Annotated in this window: 22 protein-coding genes; 2 read left to right on the forward strand and 20 right to left on the reverse strand. The window is 55.9% G+C overall.

The features are described from left to right. Positions 1 to 253: 253 nt before the first annotated feature. From GN107_RS07645 to hisS, 4 genes are all read right to left on the reverse strand, one after another. Positions 254 to 1,420: an MFS transporter gene (locus tag GN107_RS07645; protein ID WP_155287212.1), complete on the reverse strand. Its 1,167-nt coding sequence runs from the start codon at positions 1,418 to 1,420 to the stop codon at positions 254 to 256. Positions 1,421 to 2,733: 1,313 nt separating this feature from the next. Then, the gene (locus GN107_RS07650) at positions 2,734 to 3,651 is read right to left on the reverse strand and encodes a YitT family protein (RefSeq protein ID WP_155287213.1); all 918 of its coding nucleotides are present in this window, start codon (positions 3,649 to 3,651) and stop codon (positions 2,734 to 2,736) included. Positions 3,652 to 3,891: 240 nt separating this feature from the next. Then, a complete protein-coding gene (aspS, locus tag GN107_RS07655; protein WP_155287214.1) occupies positions 3,892 to 5,697 on the reverse strand; it encodes an aspartate--tRNA ligase in 1,806 nt (601 codons plus the stop codon). 15 nt (positions 5,698 to 5,712) lie between these two features. Beyond that, positions 5,713 to 6,996 carry a histidine--tRNA ligase gene (gene hisS, locus GN107_RS07660; RefSeq protein WP_155287215.1) on the reverse strand — a complete coding sequence of 428 codons (1,284 nt, stop codon included), beginning with the start codon at positions 6,994 to 6,996 and terminating at the stop codon, positions 5,713 to 5,715. A gap of 339 nt (positions 6,997 to 7,335) precedes the next feature. Here hisS and GN107_RS07665 point away from each other — a divergent pair, with 339 nt between their 5' ends. Continuing rightward, on the forward strand, positions 7,336 to 8,655 hold the full coding sequence (locus tag GN107_RS07665) for an N-acetylmuramoyl-L-alanine amidase family protein (RefSeq protein ID WP_155287216.1): 1,320 nt from the start codon (positions 7,336 to 7,338) through the stop codon (positions 8,653 to 8,655). 512 nt (positions 8,656 to 9,167) lie between these two features. Here GN107_RS07665 and GN107_RS07670 read toward each other — a convergent pair. From GN107_RS07670 to GN107_RS07745, 16 genes are all read right to left on the reverse strand, one after another. Further along, entirely contained in the window at positions 9,168 to 9,521 is a 354-nt protein-coding gene (locus GN107_RS07670) for a type II toxin-antitoxin system death-on-curing family toxin (protein WP_155287217.1), read from the reverse strand. After that, entirely contained in the window at positions 9,521 to 9,766 is a 246-nt protein-coding gene (locus tag GN107_RS07675; protein WP_196246287.1) for an AbrB/MazE/SpoVT family DNA-binding domain-containing protein, read from the reverse strand. Before GN107_RS07675 ends, GN107_RS07670 begins: the two co-directional genes overlap by 1 nt. Before the next feature lie 615 nt (positions 9,767 to 10,381). Further along, positions 10,382 to 11,014: an orotate phosphoribosyltransferase gene (gene pyrE / locus GN107_RS07680; RefSeq protein ID WP_155287219.1), complete on the reverse strand. Its 633-nt coding sequence runs from the start codon at positions 11,012 to 11,014 to the stop codon at positions 10,382 to 10,384. Beyond that, positions 11,007 to 11,729, reverse strand: a complete 723-nt coding sequence (gene pyrF / locus GN107_RS07685) for an orotidine-5'-phosphate decarboxylase (protein WP_155287220.1) — start codon at positions 11,727 to 11,729, stop codon at positions 11,007 to 11,009. The genes pyrE and pyrF overlap by 8 nt, the downstream gene beginning before the upstream one ends. A gap of 27 nt (positions 11,730 to 11,756) precedes the next feature. Then, positions 11,757 to 14,933 carry a carbamoyl-phosphate synthase large subunit gene (gene carB / locus GN107_RS07690; RefSeq protein ID WP_155287221.1) on the reverse strand — a complete coding sequence of 1,059 codons (3,177 nt, stop codon included), beginning with the start codon at positions 14,931 to 14,933 and terminating at the stop codon, positions 11,757 to 11,759. Continuing rightward, positions 14,917 to 16,026 carry a carbamoyl phosphate synthase small subunit gene (locus tag GN107_RS07695; protein ID WP_155287222.1) on the reverse strand — a complete coding sequence of 370 codons (1,110 nt, stop codon included), beginning with the start codon at positions 16,024 to 16,026 and terminating at the stop codon, positions 14,917 to 14,919. The genes carB and GN107_RS07695 overlap by 17 nt, the downstream gene beginning before the upstream one ends. A 2-nt stretch (positions 16,027 to 16,028) precedes the next feature. After that, positions 16,029 to 17,321, reverse strand: a complete 1,293-nt coding sequence (locus GN107_RS07700; RefSeq protein WP_155287223.1) for a dihydroorotase — start codon at positions 17,319 to 17,321, stop codon at positions 16,029 to 16,031. Beyond that, complete coding sequence (locus tag GN107_RS07705; RefSeq protein ID WP_155287224.1) at positions 17,314 to 18,252, reverse strand: aspartate carbamoyltransferase catalytic subunit; 939 nt, start codon at positions 18,250 to 18,252, stop codon at positions 17,314 to 17,316. The genes GN107_RS07700 and GN107_RS07705 overlap by 8 nt, the downstream gene beginning before the upstream one ends. A gap of 152 nt (positions 18,253 to 18,404) precedes the next feature. Further along, entirely contained in the window at positions 18,405 to 18,941 is a 537-nt protein-coding gene (gene pyrR / locus GN107_RS07710; protein ID WP_155287225.1) for a bifunctional pyr operon transcriptional regulator/uracil phosphoribosyltransferase PyrR, read from the reverse strand. Between the two features lie 270 nt (positions 18,942 to 19,211). Next, a complete protein-coding gene (locus GN107_RS07715) occupies positions 19,212 to 19,862 on the reverse strand; it encodes an HAD hydrolase-like protein (protein ID WP_155287226.1) in 651 nt (216 codons plus the stop codon). A gap of 1 nt (position 19,863) precedes the next feature. Then, entirely contained in the window at positions 19,864 to 20,310 is a 447-nt protein-coding gene (gene dtd, locus GN107_RS07720; protein WP_155287227.1) for a D-aminoacyl-tRNA deacylase, read from the reverse strand. A 32-nt stretch (positions 20,311 to 20,342) separates the two neighbouring features. After that, positions 20,343 to 22,595: a RelA/SpoT family protein gene (locus tag GN107_RS07725; RefSeq protein WP_155287228.1), complete on the reverse strand. Its 2,253-nt coding sequence runs from the start codon at positions 22,593 to 22,595 to the stop codon at positions 20,343 to 20,345. A gap of 102 nt (positions 22,596 to 22,697) precedes the next feature. Further along, positions 22,698 to 23,024, reverse strand: coding sequence for a hypothetical protein (locus tag GN107_RS07730; RefSeq protein WP_155287229.1), 327 nt, complete (start codon positions 23,022 to 23,024; stop codon positions 22,698 to 22,700). Then, the gene (locus GN107_RS07735) at positions 23,005 to 23,769 is read right to left on the reverse strand and encodes an RsmE family RNA methyltransferase (RefSeq protein ID WP_155287230.1); all 765 of its coding nucleotides are present in this window, start codon (positions 23,767 to 23,769) and stop codon (positions 23,005 to 23,007) included. Before GN107_RS07735 ends, GN107_RS07730 begins: the two co-directional genes overlap by 20 nt. Continuing rightward, positions 23,769 to 24,668, reverse strand: coding sequence for a 50S ribosomal protein L11 methyltransferase (gene prmA, locus GN107_RS07740; RefSeq protein ID WP_155287231.1), 900 nt, complete (start codon positions 24,666 to 24,668; stop codon positions 23,769 to 23,771). The genes GN107_RS07735 and prmA overlap by 1 nt, the downstream gene beginning before the upstream one ends. 9 nt (positions 24,669 to 24,677) lie before the next feature. Then, positions 24,678 to 25,178, reverse strand: coding sequence for a DUF3013 family protein (locus GN107_RS07745; RefSeq protein ID WP_155287232.1), 501 nt, complete (start codon positions 25,176 to 25,178; stop codon positions 24,678 to 24,680). Between the two features lie 155 nt (positions 25,179 to 25,333). Here GN107_RS07745 and GN107_RS07750 point away from each other — a divergent pair, with 155 nt between their 5' ends. After that, positions 25,334 to 25,555, forward strand: coding sequence for a hypothetical protein (locus GN107_RS07750; RefSeq protein ID WP_155287233.1), 222 nt, complete (start codon positions 25,334 to 25,336; stop codon positions 25,553 to 25,555). Positions 25,556 to 25,687: the final 132 nt, after the last annotated feature.

A 25,687-nucleotide genomic window follows, 5' to 3' on the forward strand; every position in this document is an offset into this window, starting at 1 on the left:
GGGGCCGCCTTCACTCCGTTCAGCTGCGGTCCCAAAATCACCCCCTGCTGTTAAGCAGAAGCCCACTGCTTAACAACAGTTTGGGCTTTACGCGGTATTTGTTCCGTTACGCAGCGGCGCCCCTCCAGGCTACATAACATTTCTACAGATAAAACAGTAGTGTGAATTACAATGCAAATGTTATCGGTCGAACTTACAAAAAATCCCGCCACGGACTGTAACTTTAGTCCGTAACGAGATTTATTTTGACTAATTACGCTCGACTACGCTTGATGAACGAATGCCCAGCAAACATGCCGATCAGCAGTGCCACACCCAGGCCCGCAAAGGTTGCGTTAAAGCCAATTGCGCTGACAAACCAGCCGCAAACCGGGAACACCACGACCATCTCAATTGAGAAAAGCATGCTGGCCACACTGAGTAGCGTTGCGCGCTGACCACTAGGAATCAGCACGTTGTAATAGGCATTGAATAGTGGGTCAAGCATGGCAATCACCGCCTCCACTACCAGATACATAATCAGCATTAGTGGTAGCTGCTTGATTCCGCTTAGCAGCAAGGCCCCAATCACAATCCCCGTCGCCGTGAGCAGTAATGGTCCTTGTGTAAAACGGGCCTGTAGCGTGGGCATGATCTTCATTGCGATGATGGCAAGAACCGAGCTGGCCAGCATTAGTCCCGAAATCAACCAACCGGCAAAATGCTCGGTCGTCATCACATTTTGGAAATAATAATAGAAAGCCGTACCCATCGTACTGATGCTTGCGTCAATCAACATCAAATTGCGCAATCCCGGCTTGGTAGCCAGCACGGAAATTGCCGCTTTGGTGATTTCACCAAGGGTTTGCCGCTCCTCGCGTTTGCTGTGCACAGCTGGTTCATCCATGAAGCCAATTACCAGCAGTGCCATCAAGCCCAGCACGATTGCGGCGTAATAGGTCAATTCAAAATGCCAATGAACTAACGCCCCGGCGATAATGACCCCCGCGGTGCTGCCCACCTCCGTAATGATGCCCATCATACTGACCACTTTTGGGTAGGCTGTATCCCGCCCTGATTGCGGTAACGACTCATAAGCGAATGCCTCCAAAGTCCCTGACTGCAGATTGTACGACCAGGCACTAATGATGAAGCTCACCGCGAACCAGAGAAACGAGTGTCCGAGCAGCATCAGCAGCGAAGAAGCAATTGCTAGCAGGCGGCTCAGGTACAAGACGGTTTTATAGCTGAAGCGATCCGCAAGCATCCCTGACGGCACTTCAAAGCAAAAGCTCGCAACGTGAAAAATGCTCTCGCAAAGTCCGATTTGGACGAGCGGCAAGCCCTTCTGACCGAGGTAAATCACCCACAAGTTGGTGATCCCGAACCAGGCAGCAAAACTGTAACAATATGTCAAGTAGACATTTCTTCTTTTATTCATTTTTGTTCCGTTCCTGTCTGCAGACAGAAAAAGGTCCTGGATGCGCCTAACACGCACACAGGACCCAGTGGACCGGCATTCTCGCTTCGCGACTCATCCTGCAGACAAATTCATTAACTGTCGACCAAAAAAGGGTAGACTTCGCCCCTAAGCCGCAAAAATGTAGATAATTGCGTTCTTTAGGCCAATCCAGTTAATGATTTGATTCTGCATTACGCCGCCTCCGTTTAAAAAGTTAGGTTAAGAATAGCATTCAGTTTTTCTAAAATCAATTAGTTACACATAACAGCTAAATGATTCAAATTCCTCACCTAGTGGTTCTGCACGCTGTGTGAAACGGCTTTCCTTTTACAGATGTGGTTGTTGGTTGGAGCCCGCCAGGAGGGGCGCCGCTGCTGCGCTGCACAAATACTTGCGCGTGGAACAGCCCGGGGCCGGCTCCCGCCAAACTCGCTTTGCTCGTGTGGCTCCCGCCTAATTTTGGGGCCGCCCTCGCTGACGCTCAGTTGCGGTCCCAAAATCACCCCCTGATAGTGAGCAGAAAAGCGCTGCTCACTATCAGTTTGGGCTTTATGCGGTCTTTGTTCCGCTACGCAGCGGCGCCCCTCCAGGCTACTAAACAGTTCTGGGGATACATGGCGTTTAAATCCACTCTACGAAGTTCAAGATTGAGAACGTAAAAGTTTTCTTCTGCGGAATTAGCTGTATCACTATCACGTGTGGTAATTTCGCTTTCCAGGGGGATAAGTACAGTAAATGTACTAGTGCCTGAATCAATTGAAGTTCGATGCACGTTCAGTATTGCGTTCCTTTGAAATCCATCAGAGGCATTCATAAGACGGCGCCGCTCAAGTAACCGCATTAAACATGTACAACTGCTGCGATAGTAGATCAACTGTATTATCTGCCTTGTTTTTTTTCTCATCCATCGTCGCCGGCGAACCTACTACGAGTTTTATGCGGATACTAGGGCGGCGGGCACCTATACGGGAGCGGAGAACCGGGGCTGCTCCATGCCATCGCAATTGTTAGCTGCTAGACTGCGGGTTGTGCAGGCTTGCCGCTAACAATTGGGGGAAGCGCACGGACAACAAAGTGAGCCTGAGGCGAGCGTTGGCCGCCAGCTTAGCGGCAAGACTTGCCGGGTTTGCAAGGCTTGAACGCGACCCTGTGCATGGAGCAGCCCCGGGGCGCAGCGGGAGTATAGGTGTCCACCACCCGGCAGCTTACCCACTCCCCCCGCACCTGAACTAAATTGATATACACAAAAAGTCCACCCTACAAAGAGTGGACTGAAACTGAAATAAGTATTGTCACCGTATCTCCGGCTCGTAGAAACGCCCGAGGATTTTGACAGCCTGCGTGATCGACACGAAGGCGTACGGATCTGACTTTTTCATCGCGACCTCGAAGTCGTACATTTCCGCTTGGCTGATGACCGTGAAGAGAATCGTCTTCTCCTCGTGCCGGAACGCCCCTTCCGCGTCGTGGACGATAGTGATTCCGCGGCGTAGGTCTGCTTGAATCTGGGCGATGACTTCCTTCGGGTGCGAGGTAACGATCATAACCTGTAGCCGCTGCTGCGTTGTGTAGAGGGAGTCGATCATCCGGCCGTTGATGAAGATGGACAGCGCGGAAATCAGCGCGTGCGGCCAGCCGAGCAGGAAGCCGGCGAAGATAACGATCACGAAGTTAAACGCGATGTTGATTTGCCCAATCGATGAACCCGTCTTTTTGCGGATAACCAGACCGAGAATGTCGAGACCCCCGGTGGAGATGTTGTTGCGCAGCGCCATCCCCGTGCCCAGACCGTTGATAACCGCCCCGAAAATCCCACAGAGGATCGGGTCTTTAGTTAATGGCGGAAAATGCAGTAGGCGCAGCATAATTGTTGACGCTAAAACCGACAGCATGGTGAAAATCGTGAAGCGGTGGCCGATTTTGTTCCAAGCCAAGATGAATAATGGCACGTTCAAGATGAAGAGCATGGTCCCGGTTGATAAAATGCCGCCGGTGCTCATCATGCCAAAGGGCGTGTGGAAAGCAAAATTGAACCAGCGCGTGACCACGGTGGAGACGAGCTGCGCGGCACCGGTAATCCCGGATGCGTAAACACCACCGGGTTCCCAGAACAGGTTCAGGGCTAGCGTTACACAGATTGCGTAGAAGAACGCGGCTGAGATGCGGCTGATGGTCTGATACCGCTTGATAATTTTATCGAGTTCCTGCAAGATTGGCTCCCCCATCCAATAATTTCCGTATTAGTATTCAAAGCATAACACGCCCAACCCAACAATTTAAGCCTTTTCGCAAAATTAGCGGTGGCAATTTTCTGAAATTATGTTGCCATGCGTAACGATACGAATGCCCGCTACAAGTGCATTTATGCCTCATTTGGAGCAGACAACGCAAAACGACCCCAGACAATTCTGCCCGGGGTCGTATTACTTTACAAATTAAACTGGATATTTTTACTTATCTTCGGGAGCATTGCCTTCATCGGCCTGCTCCTTTTCGCCGGTTGCGTTGAGCTCGATGCCCAGCGGTTCGAGCTGGGAGTCAACGACTGGCTGTGGTGCACGGGTCATTGGTTCGCTGGCATTGCTGTTCTTAGGAAAGGCAATGACATCGCGAATGTTATCGCGGCCAGCCAGCAGCATTGCGAAGCGGTCAAGACCGATTGCCAGACCACCATGCGGCGGGAAGCCGTAGTCCAGAGCGTCAAGCAGGAAGCCGAACTGCTTTTGGGCCCGTTCTGGGGTGAAGTCGAGCGCCTTGAGCATCTTTTCCTGAATCTCGCGGTTGTGGATACGGATGGAACCACCACCGATTTCGTAACCATTCAGCACGATATCGTAGGACTGGGCGTGGGCCTTGTAAGGTTCGCTGTCCAGCAGGTGGACGTCTTCTTCGTTCGGCATGGTGAATGGGTGGTGCGCTGGAACCCAACGCTTGTCCCCTTCATCGTATTCGAACAGTGGCCAGTTGACGATCCAAACGAAGCGGAACTGGGATTCGTCGATGAGATCGAGGTCCTTGGCAAAATGCGTCCGCAGGTAGCCGAGTGAGTCGGCAACAACCTTAGGCGTGGAGGCAACGAAGAGGACCAGGTCGCCGGACTTAGCGTCAAGCTTATCGGTCAGTTCCTTACCGTCGCCGAAGAACTTGCTGATTGGGCCGCTGATACCGTCATCGGTAACCTTCATCCAAGCTAAGCCCTTAGCACCGAAGCGCTTGATGTATTCTTGCTGTTCTTCGATCTTCTTGCGGGAGTACTTCGCAGCAGCCTGTGGCAAAACGATGGCCTTGACCTGACCGCCGTTAGCAACCGCACCACTGAAGACCTTGAAGTCACTGTCCTTGACGAGGTCAGAAACATCCTGCAGCTCCATGCCAAAACGCAGGTCAGGCTTGTCGCTACCGAAGCGGTCCTGAGCTTCCTGCCAGTCCATGCGCTGGATTGGGGTCTTGATATCGATACCCATAACGTCCTTCATGACCCGCTTGAGCAGGCCCTCGGTCAACGTCTGGATCTCTTCCGCACTCAGGAAGCTGGTTTCCATGTCGATCTGGGTGAATTCTGGCTGGCGGTCCCCACGCAGGTCTTCGTCACGGAAGCAGCGCGCAATCTGGAAGTACCGGTCGTAACCAGCGCCCATCAGCAGCTGCTTGAACAGCTGTGGTGACTGGGGCAGAGCGTAGAAGGAACCAGGATAAACCCGTGATGGCACGAGGTAGTCCCGGGCACCTTCAGGGGTACTCTTGGTCAGGTCTGGGGTTTCAATGTAGATAAAGCCGTTCTCATCGAAGTAACGGTTAGTTGCCATCGTGATTTTGGACCGCAGCAGCAATGCCTTTTGCATCTCTGGCCGGCGCAAGTCGAGGTAACGGTACTTGAGCTTGGTGTCCTCAGATGCGTTCACGCCGTCTTCAATGTCGAATGGCGGTGTCTTAGACTTGTTCAAAACGGTCAGCTGGTGGACTTCGACTTCAACTTCACCGGTGTGCATCTTTTTGTTGACTGCTTCCGGTTTGCGGGCCTTAACTTCACCAGTTGCTTCGATGACGTATTCACTGCGCAGTTCGTTGGCCTGTTCCAGAGCGGCGGCATCAAATTCAGCTGAGAACACCAGCTGGACGACGCCGGCGCGGTCACGGAGATCAACGAAAATCAGGTTGCCCAGACGGCGGCTCTTCTTGACCCACCCTTTGAGGGTAACGGTCTTGTCGATGTCGGCGGCGGTAACGTCACCGGCATACATAGTACGTTTGCTCATGAAATATTCTCCTCACTAATCTGCAAGTAGCTGCTTGCGAACGGCAGCGTAATCGTCGTTCACGTCAGTCTGCTTGATTTCTAGCTGCTTGCCGGAAGCCATGTTCTTGATCTGCACGGTTCCGTTCTCAAGTTCCTGGTCGCCGATCGTGATGACCAGCTCCGCATTTTCACGGTTGGCACTCTTGAACTGGCCCTTTGGCTTGCGGTCCATGAAGTCCATGTCGACCGTGAAGCCTTGGTGGCGAATTTTGGCCGCGAGCTTGAGGGCCGCAACCTGTGCATCTGCACCAATGGCAACGATGTAGGTGGACAGCTGCTGCTGCACTTCCTTGCCTTCCAGCAGGAGCATCAGGCGCTCAACCCCCATGGCAAAACCAACCCCAGGCGTCTGCGGGCCACCGAGTTCTTCAGCCAGACCGTTGTACCGGCCCCCAGCCAGAATCGTGGTGAAACCGCCGCCGAATGCGGGGTCATCGCTCATGACTTCAAAAATCGTGTGGTTGTAGTAATCCAAACCGCGGACCATTGTTGAATCGACCACGTAAGGAATGTCGAGCGCTTCAAGCAATTCCTTGACCTTGGCAAAATGCTCTGCGGCACTTGGCGTCAAGTAGTCAAGAATTGACGGTGCGTTCTTGACGATTTCTTGGTCGTGGCGGTCTTTGCTATCGAGAATCCGCAGTGGGTTCTTCTCCAGCCGGATTTTGGAATCATCGGACAGTTCATCCTTGAATGGGGTCAGGTAGTCGACTAGCGCCTTGTGGAAGGCCACCCGACTCTCTGGATCACCGAGACTGTTGATGACGATCTTCAGGCTCTTGGCGCCCAAAGAGTTCAGCAGGTCGCGGCCGAGTGCAATCGTTTCAGCATCCAGTGCAGGTGAATTGCTGCCAAACGCTTCGACCCCAATCTGGTGGAACTGGCGCTGGCGACCAGATTGTGGCCGTTCGTAACGGAACATTGGCCCCATGTAGTAAACCTTGTAGGGCTTAGCGAATTCGGGCCCGTACAGCTTGTTTTCGATGTACGCCCGGACCACGCCGGCGGTTCCTTCTGGACGCAGGGCCATCATCCGGTCGCCCTTATCCTTAAAGACGTACATTTCCTTAGAAACAACGTCGCTGGTCTCCCCACTGGTCCGGGAGAAAACGTCGGAACTTTCAAAAATTGGTGTGCGAATTTCGCGGTAACGGTATTCATCGAACACCTTGCGTGCATTCGCCTCTACATATTGCCAGAGCTCACTGGTGCCTGGCAGGATATCTGCGGTGCCTTTTGGCCGTTGGTAAGTCGTCATGTTGTTCCCCTCTCTGTGCATAAAAAAAACACCCCTCGCTAGACGCGAAGGGTGCGGACACGGTACCACCTTGCTTTTTTACTCAAGCCATAACGGTGGCTACCGGAGCTGATCTGCCTCCAAAGTGTCTTGTCGATCGTTCTTGGGCTTTCACCAACCCCAAGTCGCTGCGTTTGATCTCTTCTGCTTCTTCACTGGCGCACTATCTATTCGCGTCCTATAGTACCTACTAGCCGGCCGAAAGTCAATACGGCATTAATCGTAAGATAATCAAAGCTAAAATAATCACAAGAACTTTGGTATAATGCCATTAAGAAAGCATTTTGGGAGATTGGACCAGTGAAGAAAAACGTACGGCTCGGCAAGTGGCCCCTGATTGCAATCAGTGCGGCGCTACTTGCAGTTAGCGCGGTTACCACCACCGCCATGGCAAAAACGAATACGATCAGCGTCAAGGCGAGCATCCTCAACGTGCGCCAAGGCCCCGGTCTGGCCTACAACGTGATGGGTCAGATCAAACACGGCAGCAGTCTGACCGTGATCAGCGAGCGCAACTCCTGGTATCAGGTCCGCCTCGCCGGCAACAAGGTCGGCTGGGTGGCTAGCTGGCTTGTCGACAGCGATGCCGCCACTACTACCGCCGCCCGCGTTGCCATTGCCAAGACGACCGTCAACGTGCACCAGTACGCCCAAGTGAGTGCAAAAATTGTCGGTGCCTTGCGCCCGGGTAATTCCGTTAAGGTCGTTTACACCCAAGGCAACTGGAGCCAAATCGAGTTTAATGGTACCGCCGCCTGGGTCCAGAGTACCTACCTCAGCATGACCGGCCAAACCGCCTCAATCTCAACGGCTCAGAGCCAGGTTTCAACGGCCAAGCCCGGTACGACCCTCAAGGTGACCGCCAAAACGAACAGTTACTTGCGGACCGCGGGCGGCATCAACGCCACCGTCGTCAAGAACATTGCTAAGGGCACAGAGCTTGAAGTGGTCAAAACTGATGGTGAGTGGTACCGCGTTCGCACTAGTGATGGCAAGGAAGGCTTTATTGCCAGCTGGGTCGTTACTACCCCGAACGACGGCAAAACGCACAAGGCCGCTACTTCACTCGCCGAAGCGACCATCGTCATTGATCCTGGTCATGGTGGCAGCGATACGGGTGCTCTTTCCAGCAACGGTAAGCACTACGAAAAGACCTACACCCTGCAAGTTGCCGAGCGGATCGCCGCCCAACTACGGAGTGCCGGTGCGAACGTGGTCATGACCCGTAGCAACGACACCTACGTTGACCTATCGCCACGGCCAACGATTGCGGCCAAAACCAATGCTGACGCCTTCATCAGTATCCATTTTGACTCCACCAACCAGGGCACCAAGGCTAGTGGCCACACCACTTACTACTACAGCAAGAGTAAGGACATGCCGCTCGCCGATGCCATCAACAGCGCGACGAGCACCCTGCCCGTCAGCAACCGGGGCGTGGAGTTCGGGAACTATGAAGTCCTGCGCGACAACACGCAGCCGGCCGTGCTGCTGGAACTCGGGTACATCAACGCGAAGAAGGACTTCTCTGAGATCAGCAGTCCGAGTTACCAGAACCAGGTGGCAGCCGATGTCGTCACCGGACTGAACAAGTACTTCCAGACCGGGCACCATCAATAGGCTCTACTAAAATTAGAAAACGAATCCGTCGTAGTCATGTGGCTGCGGCGGATTTTTATTGGCTTCCGTAATTTGAATTTAAGTGCGGGGACTTGCGGTAACTGCCGGGTGGCGGGCGCATTTTCCTCCCACTTCACTGGCGGCAGTGACGGACAGGCATGCTGGGGCACACCTCCAGGCTTGACCTCTCCGATGTCCGGAAGCTCTAACCGCTGAAGCGCTAAGAGCCCCGGCAAGCCCAGGTCAAGTCTTCCGGTTGAGCTCCGAGCCCGCCGTGTTAAATTAACTGTTTCGCTAAACTTGCAAGTTCCTCCTATATTCAACTTCGCGGTCTCTCCGCTCGCCCCGATAATTAATAGCCTAGCCAAACCCAGGCTAGACTATTAATTATCGTTTCAGCATGGTCACTCCCGCCAGCTCCGTTCCCGGAAAAGGCGCCCGCCACCCTACTGCTGTGTTTATTAACATAATGACCGCAATTTAAAGGCAACGGATCCATTTCCAGGTATGTGTCACTGATTATGAACGTGTTTTTTAGGGCTGCGTATTGCCAGCTCACCAATCATCAGCCGCGATTCATGGTTATTTTTGTACTTGAAGTGGTTCAGGCGCAGCACCATGAATAATGCCAGCACAGCCGTTCGCTTGTTGGCATCGTTAAACACGTGCTTTTTAATTACGTTAATAAAATAGAAACTCGCTAAGTCAATCACCGTTGGGTAAAGTACCCTGCCAAAAACCTCTTGATGTGCTGACTGAATGATGTAATCCAAGGCTCTGGCATCACGAATGTTTGCCCTTGTTCCCTGCTTCTGCTGGATAAAAGTATTCAGCGAAATTAGCTGGATTTTCGTTAAGTATTCCATTACTTGTCCTGCAAATAATCCATCAGCGGTTCAAACTCAGTGTAGAGCTGTTCAGCCTGATGCATGGCTTCCTCAAAATCAGTGGCGCCATTTTTCTGTTTTTTTGTCAACTTGATTGCGTCACCGTCCAGCGTAACTTCTACTTCATCACCAACGGAAAGTTTCAATTTAGCGGCGTATTCCTTTGGGATAACCGTGATGAGCGACTGATTGCTCTTACCGATTTTTCTGGTCACACTTGTCATGATTCGCCTCCACTTTTTCCTTACACAAGTATATATCGCGTACATGTTTTTGTACATACAGCCCCCCAACTGCTTGCTCAATACCAATGGCTTTCATAACGTATCGTAAGGACTGTGGATGGCTCTAGATGTCAACATTCCTACCATTGATTCGGATTTTGTGACAATAAATGATACGAATATCTGACTTAGAATGCTTGTCCTAGGGTGGTGGGTGCCTCGGAGCTAGCCGTTGGGAGGGACTTTGCCGTCGCGATTGGTAACGTGGGCTTCGTTACCAATCGGGGAGAACGTAGAGACCGCCAGTAGGATTAAAGCAATAAGTTCAGTTATCCTGGCCGAAGCGTAAACAAAGCGGGCTTGAAGTTCAGTGCTGAGACTGGCGGGTTTTGCCAGGCTCAGACACGGCCCCGGCAAACCTTTGTCCCTCCCAGCGGCGTAGCGGAGCGATTTGTACTTTTGCGGCTCTGCCGCCATTAGTACAATCGACATCGAAGCAGCAAAGCTGCGGAGTGAGTGATGCGCTCACCACCCGCAGTTACCGAAAATCCAAACCCAACAGAATACCCTCCTACCGTAATGAAGTAGAAGGGCATTTTTAGCATCCAGTAAGTTTTAGTCCAGCCAGTGCTCCGGATCTTCCCGCCAGCGGTGCAGCAGCGCCACATCCGCGCTTTCGATTGCCCCCGCCGCTTCCGCCGCCGTGATCAGGCTGCCGTAATTGGTCAGTGTTCGCAGCGTCACGTCTGCGTCCGCAAAATTCTTCGTCGCGGCCGGCAGCTGGTAGCTGAAGATGCCGGCAACGCCGACCACATCGGCCCCTGCCTTCCGCGCCGCGGCGACGGCCTTCAGCACACTGCCGCCAGTGGAGATGAGGTCATCGATCACAACGGTGTGGGCACCGGCCAAAATGCGGCCTTCGATTTGCCGCCCTTGCCCGTGGTCCTTGGGCTTGGAGCGGATGTAGACCATCGGCAGGTTGAGCCGTTCTGCCACCCAAGCCGCGTGCGGAATGCCCGCGGTGGCGGTGCCGGCGATGACTTCGGCTTGCGGGTAGTGGGTCCGGATCAGGTCGGCCAGTCCGTCCGCGATGTGCGTGCGCACGATCGGGTAGGCAATGGTCAGGCGGTTGTCGGTGTAAATTGGACTTTTGAGGCCGCTCGCCCAGGTGTAGGGCTTTTGCGGGCTCAGAGTGACCGCACCGATGTTCAGCAAGTCGTTAGCAACAGTGGTTTCGTAATTAGTCATTTTGTTCTCCTTCGTTCCAAGCCGTCTTGATTGCCGTGTAGGCGCTGTAGGGATTGTCAGCCTGGGTAATCGGCCGGCCGACGACGATTGCCGAACTGCCGATTTGGCCGGCGCGCTGGGGCGTCACCACCCGCGCCTGGTCACCAGTCGCGGCGCCGGCAGGGCGAATGCCGGGTGTGACGCGCAGGAAATCCGTGCCGACCTTGGCTGCCACGTCCCCTGCTTCCAGTGCCGAGCAAACGACGCCGTCTGCACCGGCCCCTTTTGCCATCCGCGCCAAGCCGAGTACCGAGTCGCGCATGCTACCGGGCACTTGCAGCTCCGTGTTGAGCTGCTCCTGGCTGGTTGAAGTCAGCTGGGTGATTGCCAGCATCAGCGGGGTTGTGCCCCGACTGCCCGCGTCCAGACCGCTGCGCGCCGCTTTGAGCATGTCGCTGCCACCAGCCGCGTGCACGGTGCACATGTCGGCCCCAAGGCTGGCGATAACGCGGGCCGCCGCTTCAACCGTATGCGGAATGTCGTGTAGTTTCAGGTCGAGGAACACGCGCAGGCCGCGACTTTTGAGCAGCCGCACGATGTCAGGACCGGCGGCGTAATACAGCTCCATCCCCACCTTCACGTACAACTCCTCTGAGACCGGGAAGCGGTCCAGAAAGTCGGTGACGTTTTCTTGACTGGGAAAATCTAAAGCAATGATTGGTTCGTCAATGCGCATGTTCTAACTCCTTCTTAGTTCTAATTACTACAGTTCTTGCGTGGTGAAGGCGCGGGATTCGAGTACCTGCAAAATTGCGGCGGCGGTATCGATAGCCGTCAGCAGCGGCACCCCGTTCAGTGTGGCCGCCTGCCGGATCCGGTAGGCGTCGCGCCCAGCGTCTTGGTCGGCTTCGACTGTGTTCAGGACCATCTGAATGGCGCCGCTGCCGAGCTGATCGATGATGTCGCCGGCGCCAGCACCAATTTTGGTGGCGGTGCGGGCCTTGAGTCCGTGCTCAGCAAAGTAGGCGGCGGTCCCGCTGGTGGCAAGGATGCTGTAGCCGAGATTGCGGAAACGCTTGGCCAGTTCGAGGGCCTCGCCCTTTTGCTTCTGGGCGATGGTGAATAGCACCGTTCCGGAGTCGGGAATCTGGAGCTTGGTGGCGACGAAGGCTTTGTACAGCGCTTTGGCCAGGGTCGTGTCGCTACCCATGACCTCACCGGTAGACTTCATTTCGGGACTGAGCAGGCTGTCGACGTCCGCCAGCTTGGTGAAGGAGAACACCGGTGCCTTGACGTGAACCATGGTGCCCGGAGTGTGCAGGCCGACACCGTATGGCAAGTCGGCGAGCTTTTCGCCCATGATGACGCGGGTGGCGACCTGCGCCATCGGGATGCCGGTGACTTTGCTCAGGAACGGCACCGTCCGGCTGGCCCGCGGGTTAACTTCGATGACGTAAACCTCTTCGTGCGCAACGATGAACTGGATGTTCATCATCCCCACCGTGTGCAGTTCGCGGGCCAGGCGGGTGGCTTGGTCAACAATCTGGTCGCAGACATTCTGCGAGAAGTCCTGCGGCGGGTACATGGCCATCGAGTCGCCGGAGTGAACTCCGGACCGCTCGATGTGTTCCATGATGCCGGGCAAAAGGACGTCCTTACCATCCGCAATGACGTCAACTTCACACTCGTTGCCTTCGAGATAGTGGTCAATCAGGACGGGGTGGTCGTTGGAGACGCTGACGGCGGTGTCCATGTAGTGGCGCAGTTCCGCGTCATTGTTGACGATTTCCATGGCGCGGCCACCGAGTACATAACTGGGCCGGATGAGCGCCGGGTAACCGATTTTAGCCGCCACGGCGCTAGCTTCTTCCTTAGTCGTTGCGGTCTGGCCGTTGGGCTGCGGGATGGCGAGCTTCTGAACGACTTTTTCGAACTCGTCGCGGTCCTCAGCGCGGTTCAGTTCGGCCACGCTGGTCCCGAGGATTTTGACACCCGCTGCCGCTAGTGGCGCCGCCAGGTTGATGGCGGTCTGGCCCCCGAACTGGACGATGACCCCTTGGACCTGTTCGAGCTCGATAACGTTCATGACGTCCTCGAAGGTCAGCGGTTCAAAATACAGCTTGTCGGAGATCGAGAAGTCGGTGGAAACCGTTTCTGGGTTGTTGTTCATGATGATGGCTTCGTAGCCAGCCTTCTGCAGGGCCTGGACGCAGTGGACGGTCGCATAGTCAAACTCGACCCCCTGCCCGATGCGGATTGGGCCCGAGCCGAGAACGAGGACGGATGGTTTTCCAGAGCGCTTGCTCTCGTTTTCTTCCTCGTAGGTGCTGTAGAAGTATGGCGTGCTGGAGGCGAACTCGGCCGCACAGGTGTCGACCATCTTGTAAACCGGCAGGATGTGCTGCACATCCCGTTGGTGGCGCACCGCGCCCGGGCGTTCCTGCCAGAGCTGGGCGATTTCCGCATCGCAAAAGCCGTTCTTTTTGGCTAGACGCAGTGTGGCCTCATCGGCGGGCTTGGCCGCCAGCTGGCGCTCGATTTCGACGATGTGCATGAACTTATCAACGAAGAAGGGGTCGATGCCGGACAACTCGGCGACGCCTTCCACGCTGTAGCCGCGGCGCAGCGCCGCCATGACGTAGAAGAGACGGTCGTCACGCGCATGAATCAAGCGGTCGCTGAGCTCCTCTTCAGTACTGTTGTCGGCCTCATCACTCTGCAGGTGCAGGTGGCCGATTTCCAATGACCGCTCCGCCTTCAGGATGGACTCTTCGAAATTCCGGCCAATCGCCATGACTTCCCCGGTCGCCTTCATTTGCGTACCGAGGGTGCGGTTGCCGTTAACGAACTTGTCAAATGGCCAGCGTGGGATTTTGGTGACCACGTAGTCCAGTGCGGGTTCAAACTGGGCGTATGTGGTCTTGGTGACTGGGTTGATGATTTCGTCGAGGTTGAGCCCGACCGCGATTTTGGCCGCAATTTTGGCAATCGGGTAGCCGGTCGCCTTGGATGCGAGCGCACTGGACCGGGACACGCGCGGGTTAACTTCAATGATGTAGTACTGGAAGCTGTGCGGATCCAGTGCGAGCTGCACGTTACAGCCGCCCTCGATGCCGAGCGCGCCGATGATCTTCAGTGACGCGTCCCGCAGCATCTGGTTTTCCTTGTCGGAGAGCGTCTGGATGGGTGCGGTGACGACAGAATCCCCGGTGTGAATGCCGACCGGGTCGACGTTTTCCATGTTGCAGACGACCAGGCTGTTGCCCTTGTGGTCACGCATCACTTCGTACTCAATTTCCTTGAAGCCGGCGATGCTCTGTTCGATCAGGGCCTGCGTGATTGGCGACAGCTTCAGCGCGCCGCCACAAATTTGGCGCAGTTCCGCCTCGTCACCGCACATGCCGCCACCGGTGCCGCCCATGGTGAACGCGGGCCGCACGATGACCGGGTAGCCAATTTTGTTAGCAAAATCCACCGCCGCCTGCACGGTTTCGACACTCTGGGAGGCCGGAATTGGTTCGCCCAGCTGCTGCATGAGCTCCTTGAACTGCTCGCGGTCCTCGGCCTGGTCGATGGCGCTGAGCTTGGTCCCGAGCAACTCGATGTTCAGTTCCTTTAGGATGCCGGACTTGGCGAGTTCTTCGGCCATGTTCAGCCCCTGCTGGCCGCCCAGCGTTGGCAAAATGGCGTCGGGCATCTCTTTACGGCAGATCTGGCTGACGAACTCCAAGGTCAGGGGTTCGATGTAGACGTGGTCGGCGATTTCCTTGTCGGTCATGATGGTCGCCGGGTTGGAGTTAACGAGGACCGTTTCGTAGCCCTCCTCGCGCAGTGAGAGGCAGGCTTGGGTGCCGGAGTAATCGAATTCCGCCGCCTGGCCGATGATGATCGGCCCGGAGCCGATCACCATGATTTTGTGAATATCATTCCGCTTTGGCATCTGCTTTGGCCCCCTGCTTAGTTTGTTTGTTCTTCTTCATCAGTGCGACAAAATCATCGAATAAGTAGCGCGCGTCGTGCGGGCCCGGCGTTGCGTCCGGGTGGAACTGGACGGAAAATGCCGGCCGGTCGCGGTGGCGCAGTCCCTCGACGGTGTCATCGTTAATTTCCGTATATGTTTGCAAAAGTGGCGTGCCCGCAAGTGAGTCGGCGTCGACCGCGTAGCCGTGGTTCTGGGCGGTGAAGACCGTCTTGCCGGTCGCGATTTCACGCACCGGGTGGTTGAAGCCGCGGTGACCAAAACGCATTTTGCTGGTGGTTGCGCCGTTTGCTAAGGCAAACAGCTGGTGACCCAGGCAGATGCCCATGAGTGGGTAGCGCTCCTGCACCGCGCGGATCATCGGAAGTGCGGCGGGGACGTCCTCGGGGTTACCGGGACCGTTCGAGAGCAGCACGCCGTCTGGGTGGAGCTGCTCGATTTTGGCTGCGGTCACGTCGCTCGGCACGACCGTCACGTTGCACTGACGCTGCGCCAGTTCGCGCAGAATGCTGTACTTGAGTCCGAAGTCAACGAGCACCACGCGCAGGCCCTTGTTCGGGTCGGTGTAGGCACTCTTGGTGCTGACCTGCTCGACCTGCTGGGTGCTGAAGTGCGCGGCCTTTAGCTCCGCAGCCTTCGCCTTTGCGTCGCCGAGTTCGTTGACCAGCGCGCCCTTCATGACCCCCTCTTCCCGCAAAATCCGCGTCAGGCGGCGGGTGTCGATGTCACTGATGCCGGGAATATCGTGTTGCCGTAAGTATTCGTCCAGGGACAGCTCGTTGCGCCAGTTGCTAGCGCGGCGGGCGAGTTCGTGGACCACCACCCCGCTGCAGGATGGGGCCACGGATTCGTCATCGTCTGCGGTGACGCCGTAATTGCCAATCAGCGGGTAAGTAAATGTGATAATTTGCCCGCAGTAGGACGCGTCGGTGATGGTTTCCTGATAGCCGGTCATCCCGGTGTTGAAGACCACCTCGCCGTGCATCTCCTTGTCGCTGCCGAACGCGGTGCCGGCAAAAACGGAGCCATCTTCAAGTACTAAGTAGCGTTTCATTATTAATCCTCCTCAGCTGCGTACACCAATTCGCCATCCACGAAGGTGTAAGCGCAGTTGCCGTACAGGGTTTGCCCAACAAAAGGTGAATTTGTTCCCTTTGAGGCAAAATCTTCCGCTTTGACCTCTGCGCCACGCTCCAGGTCAAACACCGCGATGTCGGCCGCATCACCGGGTAAAATACTGCCACAGTGCTGCAAGCCGAAAATCTGGGCCGGACCACTGGTCATGGCGTCAAGCAGCCGGGTTAAGGTCAACTTCGATCCTTCTGGCCGCACCAGCTTGGTGTAAATGGCCGCAAAGGCGGTCTCACTGCCGGTGATACCGTTCGGCGCGCCGCAGAGTCCCTTAGACTTCTCGGCTGCGGTGTGTGGTGCGTGGTCGGTCGCGATGCAATCGATCGTGCCGTCAACCAGCCCTTGCAGCACCGCGGCGCAATCAGCCTCGCTGCGCAGTGGTGGGTTCATTTTGAAGTTGGCGTCGTCGCCCGGAATGTCGCTGTCGCTTAGTAGCAGGTGGTGCGGGGTGACTTCCGCGGTCACCTTGACGCCGGCTGCTTTGGCCGCGCGTACCATGGCCACGCTGTCCGCCATACTCAGGTGGCAGACGTGGTAAGGCGCGTTCGCCGCCTTGGCCAGCGCCAGGTCGCGGGCCAGCTGACTGGTCTCAACGCTGCCAATGATGCCGGGCACGCCGATCTCCTCAGCTTTGGCGCCGGCGTTGATCACGCCGCCAAACTTCAGGCTGTTTTCCTCAACATGTTCCGCCAGCGGGATGCCCGCCTTGGCCGCACCGTTCAGTGCCTGCCACATGGTCGCGGCGCTTTGAATCCCAGAGCCGTCGTTGGACACGCCCACCGCCCCAGCCGCTTTGACCGCGGCAAAATCAACACAGGGACCTTCAACTCTGCCCTTGGTGATGCTCGCGTACTGGAGAATGTGGACCTTGCCTTCGTTGCGGTCGCGTTTCAGCATGGCCTTCACCCGCTCGGCACTATCCGGCACCGGGTCGACGTTCGGCATCGCCGCAATCGTGGTGAACCCGCCGCGGGCCGCAGCCGCGCTGCCGGTCGCGATGGTTTCCTTGTCCGTCTGGCCGGGGTCGCGCAGGTGCACGTGCAGGTCGACCAGACCGGGGGTGACGAGCTTACCGTCCAGGTCGATGACCGTGGTCCCGGCCGGAGCCGCGAGCCAAGTGCCAAAAGCTGCGACCTTACCGTTTTCAATCAGCAGGTCACCCTTGAAGAACGACCCGTTCATGTAGATGTTGCCATTTTGCAGGAGGAAGTTATTCATGCAGGCCACCTAATTTCCGAACTTTCATGACGCGTTCCAGCAGCGCCATGCGGACGAAGACGCCGTTACGCATCTGTTGCGCAAACATGCACTGAGGATTGGCGACTAGGTCACTGTCGAGCTCGACACCGCGGTTGATTGGGCCTGGGTGCATGATGATTGCTTCGCGTTTCATCTGGATGGCGCGGGCGTCGGTCAGGCCGTATTTTGCGCGGTATTGGCTGGCCGTGAAGCTTTCGCTCGGGTCGTGGCGTTCGTGCTGCACCCGCAATACCATGACCACGTCCGCGTCGGCTACCGCAGCGTCGATCGTGGTGTGCTTGCCGTAGCGGTCAAAAGCTGAGTCGTACCACTGCTCCGGGCCGGCAAACTCAAGCGTTGCACCCAGCCGCTGCAGGATTTCGGCGTTGGAACGGGCAACGCGGGAGTGGCTGATGTCACCGCAGATGAGGACCTTGAGCCCGGCAAAATGGCCGAAATGCTCGTGAATGGTCATCAGGTCCAGCATGCTTTGGGATGGGTGTTCGCCCGCCCCGTCGCCAGCGTTGACGATGGCAATGTCCAGGTCCGGCGCCTTGACTAGTGGTGTGTAGTATTCTTCCTGGCTGTGGCGGATGACCGCGATGTTCACACCGACCGAGTTCAGCGTCAGCAAGGTGTCGTGCAGGGTCTCACCCTTAGTCACGGAACTGTGCTGGGGGTCAAAATCAATCAGGGTGAGGCCTAATTTGTGTTCCGCCATCTCGAAGGAGCTGTGGGTGCGGGTACTGTTTTCAAAGAACAGGTTCGCGACGTAAACTGGTTCGGCCAGCTCGATTTTGGCGCCGTGCTTGAAGTCCTCCGCCCGCTTGATGACCTCCTGGACGTCATCATTACTGAAATCCTGCATTGATAAGATATTGCGTTTTGCTACATCTGGGTAAGCTAACATGTGTTTTTCCTCCCGTGCTGGTGCGACATACTTGTGTATAAAAAAACTACCAATTTGCTTAGAGCAAACCGGTAGTTACAGCGCTACACAAAGTAGCCGGAACCAAGCACCAATTTTGCTCTCTCTGGAGACAATTAAATCGCTTTGGATTCTTACTTAATATTCTCAATGGCAATGCTGTCGCTGCCGTCGACCTCCTCTACGGAAACCTTGATCTGCTCGTGCAGTGACGTGGGAATGTTCTTACCGACAAAATCGGCGCGAATTGGCAGTTCGCGGTGGCCGCGATCAACGAGGACGGCCAGGGCAATCTTTTGCGGGCGGCCGATTTTCATCAGCGCGTCCATCGCGGCCCGGGTGGTGCGGCCTGTGAAGAGCACGTCGTCAACGAGGACAATGTTCTTGTCCTTGATGTCGACGGGAATGTCGGAACCGTGGAACTGGGCCTCATCGGTGCCGGCCTTGTGGTAATCATCCCGGTACAGCGTGATGTCCAGTTCGCCAACCGGCACGTCGACATCCTCCAGTTGCTTGATGCGCTTTGCAATCCGGCGCGCCAGGTAGATGCCACGGGTCTTGATCCCGATGATCACGATGTCGCCGAGGCCCTTGTTCTTCTCAATGATTTCGTAGGTGATCCGGGTCAAAACCCGTTGCATGCCCACGCCATCAACTAATTCCTTTGCCAAGATGATTCCTCCATCTAATTATTTGCCTGCTGCAAGTTCCACACGTCTCGATTACGGCGCGCATCATCGGCGAGCCCCGCTGCGCTCTGGGTAAAATAATAGCCCCTCACCCGTGACGAGTGAGAGGCTTTGGCCCGATTAAGGCTTCCGCATCCTTCTCAGCCTCACGGGACCGATGTTAAAGGACTTGTATGTTGTGTTAAATATAACCGCTTGCTCGAAACATGTCAATCAGTTAGGGCGGATTCGAGTCAAAAAAGCTGCCAAAACTCACTTCTTGAACTGCTCCGTCACAAACGCCCGCACCAGTGGCTCTGCTTCAAGCAAACTGTCCGCATGCCAAGTTGCAGCCGGCGCGGCGTTCAGGCCGTCAACGTTCAAGTACAAGGTGTTACACCCGGCCGCAGTACCGGCCGCGACGTCGAGGTAGCGGTCCCCCACCACCAGGGTGTCGGCAGCTTGCAGATTGAACTTGTTCAGCAGGAAGTTGATTGACTCTGGATCCGGCTTGCGCTTGAAGTGCATGTCGATGGTCGTTCCGCCGGCGAACAAGTCCTTCCAGCCGTACCGCTGCAGCAGGCGCCATGCCTTTTGGTCGCGGTGTGTCCAGAGTAGGTTCATCCCCCCTGCCGCGTGCACAGCCTGCAGGGATTCACCCGCGCCCGGATACGGTTTGGGGTCCGCGTTCAGCTCCAGCTCATAGCCGTTGTAGACGCGCTGCAATTCCTTCCGGTCGACCTGGTGTTCCCGGGCGTAATCATCGAACACTTTTTTCATTGAGTCGATTTTGATTGCAAGCAGCAACGCGTGGGCATCGCTATCTTGGGTGCCGTAATCGCTCAGCGTCGCCTGCAGTGCCTTGATCATCCCCGGATAGGTGTCGAAGAGCGTGCCATCAAAATCCCAAATGACTGTCTTCACGCTACATCACCGCCGAATCGAAGCAAATGGTGACTGGCCCGTCGTTGACGAGTTCGACTTGCATGTCGCCGCCGAACTCGCCGGTTTCGACGTGCAGTCCTAGTGCGCGCAGATCCGCGTTGAACTGGTCGTAGAGCTTAGCCCCTAATTCAGGCTTCGCGGCGTCAGTGAAGCTGGGCCGGTTACCCTTGCGCACGTCCGCGTACAACGTGAACTGGGAAATTGAGAGCACACTCCCGCCAACATCCGCGAGCGCCAGATTCATTTTGCGCGCGTCATCACTGAAGACCCGCAGCTTGGCGAGCTTGTGCGCCAGCTTCTGCACCGTCGCTTCGTCGTCATCGGGACCGATGCCGACCAGCACCATGAAGCCCGCGTCAATCTTGCCGACCACTTCGCCGGCAATCCGCACGGAGGCCGAAGTGACCCGTTGTGCTACTAATCGCATAGTTGCTTCTACCTCCAATAATTCAAATCAAATCAACCGTTCGCCCGCTTAACTTCGTAGACGTCCGGAATGTTCTTGATGGCATCGATCATGTGATCGAGCTGGTGCAAGTTGTTGATGCCGACCGTCACGTGAATGTCCGCCATCTGGTCGTGATCCACGCGCCCGTTGATGTTGTTCAGGTTCTTCGTCTGCGCGTTCAGCACCTGCAGCACGTCGTTAAGCAAGCCGTTGCGGTTGTAACCAAAAATCTCCAGGTCCGCGTTGAAGGACTGCGCGTTGTCCACCTGCTTGCGCCAGTGCACATCGATCAGCCGGGATTGTTCCTCGGGGCTGTCGGTCACGTTCGGGCAGTCGGCGCGGTGAATGGTGACCCCGCGGCCGCGGGTGATATAACCAACGATCGGGTCGCCGGGAACGGGCAGGCAGCATTTTGCCAGGTGCACCAGGAAGTTGTCGACGCCCTCAATGACGACGCCGGAATCTTCGCCCTGTTGGCTCTTCGCCTTCGCCTTGTTCTTGCTGGATGGCTTGCGCTCCTTGCTGACGGTGGTGACCTTCTTGTTCTCGTTCAGGATGGCCTGCTCACGCTCGCGTTTTTCGGATTCTTCCTTGTCGTGGCGGTACTTCTCGGTCAGGCGGTTGGCGACGACCAGTGGGGTCAGCTCACCGTAACCGATGGCGGACATCAGCTCGTCTTCGGTCGCGTAGTTGAGCCGCTTAAGAAGTGCGTCCATTGGCTGCTTGTCGAGGAAGTCATTCGGGTGCAGGCCCATCTCGAGCAGCTGGTGTTCCAGCATGTCGCGGCCCTTGATGGCATTGTCCTCTTTGTCCTCCTGCTTGAAGTAGCGGCGGATCTTGTTCCGCGCGCGGGAGGTGAAGACGACCTTGGTCCAGTCGCGACTCGGCGTGCTACTGGCGGACGTGAGCATCTCGACGATGTCCCCGTTCTTCAGCTGGTAGTTCAGCGGCACGATCTTGCCGTTGACCTTCGCGCCGACTGTGTGGTTCCCGACCTCGGTGTGGATGCGGTAGGCGAAATCAAGGGTGTTGCTCCCCTTCGGCAGCTCGTAGACTTCCCCCCGCGGCGTGAACACGTAGACGCGGTCGGAGAAAATGTCGCCCTTAACGCTGTCGACGAATTCGGCGGCGTCTTTGGTTTCATCCTTCAGTTCCAGAATTTCGCGGAACATGTCCAGCTTGCGGCCGTCGGAGTCGTAGTGGACTTCATCGGTCTGGCCTTCCTTGTATGCCCAGTGGGCCGCAACACCATATTCAGCGACGTGGTGCATCTCTTCGGTCCGGATCTGGACTTCGAGCGGCTTACCACCAGGGCCGATGACGGTCGTGTGCAGACTCTGATACAGGTTGGCTTTTGGCATTGCGATGTAATCCTTGAAGCGGCCGGGCATTGGCTTCCACTTGGTATGGATGACCCCAAGGACGGCGTAACAGTCCTTGATGGAGGTCGTGATCACCCGGACGGCGAGCAGGTCGTAGAGTTCACTGAACTGCTTGTGCTTGTCGCGCATTTTCTTATAAATAGAGTAGATGTGCTTCGGGCGCCCGTAAATTTTGTACTCAATATGGCTGCCTTCCAGCGCCTTATCGATGTCCTCGATGGCGTTCTGGATGTAAGCTTCACGCTCGGTCCGCTTGGAATTCATCAGGCTGGCGATGCGGTGGTACTGCTGCGGGTTCAGGTAGCGCAGCGATAGGTCTTCCAGCTCCCACTTGATGGTGCTGATCCCTAAGCGGTCGGCTAGCGGGGCAAAAATGTCCAGCGTCTCGGTCGCGATGCGGCGCTGTTTGTCCGGCCGCAGGTGCATCAGGGTGCGCATGTTGTGCAGGCGGTCGGCCAACTTGACCATGATGACCCGCAGATCCCGGGCCATGGCGATGAGCATTTTGCGGTGGTTCTCGGCCAGTTCGTCCTTGTGCGCGACGTATGTGACCTTGCTCAGTTTGGTCACCCCGTCAACGATCACGGCGACGTCCTTACCGAAGAGCTCGTTAATATCGCCCAAGGTAATGTTCGTGTCCTCGACCACATCGTGCAGGTAGCCGGACGCAACCGTCGCCGGGTCCATCTTCAGGTTCGCCAAGATCCCCGCGACCTGAATCGGGTGAATAATGTAAGGCTCACCGCTTTGCCGCAACTGATCTTTATGTACATAGGCCGCGAAATCATAGGCCTTCTTCACGAACGCCAGATGCTTTTCATTCATGTAACCCGCGCAGATATCGTACACCTGCTGCTGAGTCAGTTCTGCTGGTTCTGCCATCTTAATCGCCATCCTCAAAAAATCGAAAAAATACAATAAAAGCACGTCCCAGTGTACGTGCTTTGCCAGTTACTTAGATTATACAAAACGACTACAAAAAAGCTAGTCTTTCAAAATTGCAATGATACTCAAAAGCAGGTAGTAAGCCGTGAACCAGTAGTCATACTTCGCAAAGCGGAAGAAGACCATGGCGGCAAAAAGGATCGGAAAGATGAACACGAGGGCCCAGAACAGGTGGGTCTTCTTCATGTGGCGCCCGATCCACCAAGCAAAGGCGCCATCAAGAATGATGAACAAAAGTCCCACGCGCCAAGCAACGGACAGGTGCACTAACTTGAAGAAATAAGGAGCAACAATGGCCATGATTAAACTGGTGATAACAAGCAGAACCGTTGGCTTTTGCCACCAGCTATTGATTTTTTGCAGCAATATTCGTCTTTCCTTCCATTAACTCTGTAATTGTGGAGATGGCACTGAGTAAATATAACGGTGCGGTTTCGGTGCGCAAGATGCGGGGGCCGAGGCCGGCCGCGACGAACCCCGCGGCGGTCAGCTCCTGAACCTCTTCCGGCGCAATGCCGCCCTCGGGTCCGAAGACCGCCGTCAGGGTGCGCGGCTGCTGCGCAAGTGCGGCCACCAATGCGGCGGTCTCCCCCTGCTTGGCGCTTTCCTCGTAGGCAATGATCTGCGCATCGGCGGGAATCGTGCTAGCAGCGGTCAGCTTGGGCAGAAATTCCACGGTTGGCACCACGTTGCGGTGGCTCTGTTCCGCCGCGCCGCGGGCAACCAGCTGCAGCCGTTCCAGCTTCTTGGCGACCTTGTTGTCCTGCCAGCGGGCGGTGGCCCACTGGGAATTGGCAAACACGATGCGGCTAGCTCCGAGTTCAACGGCTTTTTGCGTGATCAGCTCGGGCTTTTGTGCCTTGCCGACACCGCAGACAATGGTCACGGCGACGGGCAGCTCGGCATTTTTGTGCAGGTCAGACTCGGCGCGCACGGTCAGCGGGTCGGTGCCGGTGATGGTGACCAGGTACACATTGCCATGCGCATCGGCTAGTTCCAACTGCTGACCTTCTTGCATCCGCAGCACTTTGACCGCATGTTTCGTTGCGGTTGCGTCTAGCTGGACGCTTGTGCCCGGCTGCAGCACTTGATCCGTGAAGTAGCGTTGCATTATTCCACCTCCGCGGCGTGCTGGGCGCGCAGGGCGACCCAATCGCCACTGCGGCGCTCCTCAACGACCTTGAAACCATTATCTGTCAGCGTCTTTTTGATCAAGTCCGCCTTTTCACTGATGATGCCCGCAAGCAGGAAGTTTCCGCCTGGCTTGAGCACATCGGTAACCTGCGGAATGAGCGGTACCAGTGCGACCGGCAACATGTTGGCCAGCACGAGGTCGGCGGTTGTCTCGATTCCGTTCAGTAAGTTGCTCTGCTTGACCGTGATGTGATCGACAATATTCAGGTTGATGTTGAACTCGGCACTTGCAACCGCGTCCTCTTCCAGGTCGGTGGCGAGCACCTGCTTCGCGCCCATTTTCATGGCGGCGATGGCCAAAATTCCGGAACCGGTGCCGACGTCGAGCACGTCTTCACCGCCACGCAAGCAGCCTTCCAGCAGGCCGAGTGTCAGCCGGGTGCTGGGGTGCGTGCCGGTACCAAAAGCTTTGCCGGGATCCATGATCAGCTGAATCTCACCGACTTGCTGTGGGGTGTATTCCTCCCAGCGTGGCACCACGGTCAGGTAGCGGCTGATGCGCACGGCGTGGTAGTACTTCTCCCACACCTTGACCCAAGACGCATCGTCCACGGCGCCACTGCTGACGGTGCCAGCTCCGACGTCGAAGCCGAACTCAGTCAGACCACTGACCTTGCTCTGGACGTTGGCAATCAGCTCGGTAATGTTGACGCTCTCCGCAAAATAACCACTGATGATGGCGCGGTCTGCGGCGATCATGTTATTAGTGCTGTGGTCCTCGATCTGCGTCCCCTCAGCGCCAGCAGCGAAGAGAATGTTGCTGACGGGTTCGAGGGCACCGGGCGTGGTATCAACTTTAATCGTTAACCATTCCATGGCGACACCTTAGTACTTCGGGTAGCCGTAAAAAACGGACTGCTTAGCGGCCGGCTGCGCAGCAACGGCCTTTTCAAAGGCTTCTTGGTCGAAGTCGAGCGCAAAGTTGTCGTCTTCGCTCGTGCCGTCAACGAAGTCCAGCAAGTCGGATTCGCCGTCGTCCAGCAACTGCTGGAAGTATTCGAAGAAACCATCGACGGTGGCCTGGTCGATGCCCTTTTTGCCGGCGAAAGGAATGATGGCCAGGTAGTTGTCGGCGTATTCTTCGCCATCGACGCGCGTTTTGTCGTAGAAGAGTACGGCGTCATCGTAAGAAACTTCGCCCTTGTCGACGACTTCACCCTCTTGGTCCTCGATGGAGTAATCCTTGTTCGTCTCCACGGTGATGGTGTATTCAAGCTCCATCACGTGCGCTTCCTTGTCCCAGTTGATGTTCAGGTCGCCGTCAAAGTCGAGCGCGTCCATCTTGTCGCCGATATAATCCAACATGTTTTCTTTGTTCGTTGTCATGGCTAAATCCTCCAGCCGTTAATGGCAAAATTAAGGGTGCGCAAACCGCGCATACATTATGCTTCATATTAACCCAAAAAGCGCCCGGGCAAAAGAGCGCAAAGTAGCCGCAACTCCGCGTAAGCGCTATAATCTGGCTTAAGGATGTGATTGATTTGAATCAGGAAGACAAACAGCTCCACGCCCTCATCAGCAGTACTAGTGACGAACTCATTTCGGAGCGCTTTACAGAAAACAAAATCCAGCAGCGGGTCGAGCAGTGGCAGCAAGGCGGTGATACGCCCACCCTCGCCGAGCAGACGGTGTTCATGTTGAACGAAAACCGGGACTATACGGAAGAGTTACTGTTTCGGGTGGTGAAGAAGTTGCGAGATTAGCAAAATGATGCGTAGTAGTTAATTGCGATTTTGGTAAATTTGATTGGGTCTGTGCCAACTGGTGTTGAAGAATAAATATATCATTCGGGAAGATCTCCATGATAGGAGGTCTTTTTGTTATTTTTAGGCGGT

Source organism: Lacticaseibacillus zhaodongensis (assembly GCF_009687905.1).
GTDB classification, from domain to species: domain Bacteria; phylum Bacillota; class Bacilli; order Lactobacillales; family Lactobacillaceae; genus Lacticaseibacillus; species Lacticaseibacillus zhaodongensis.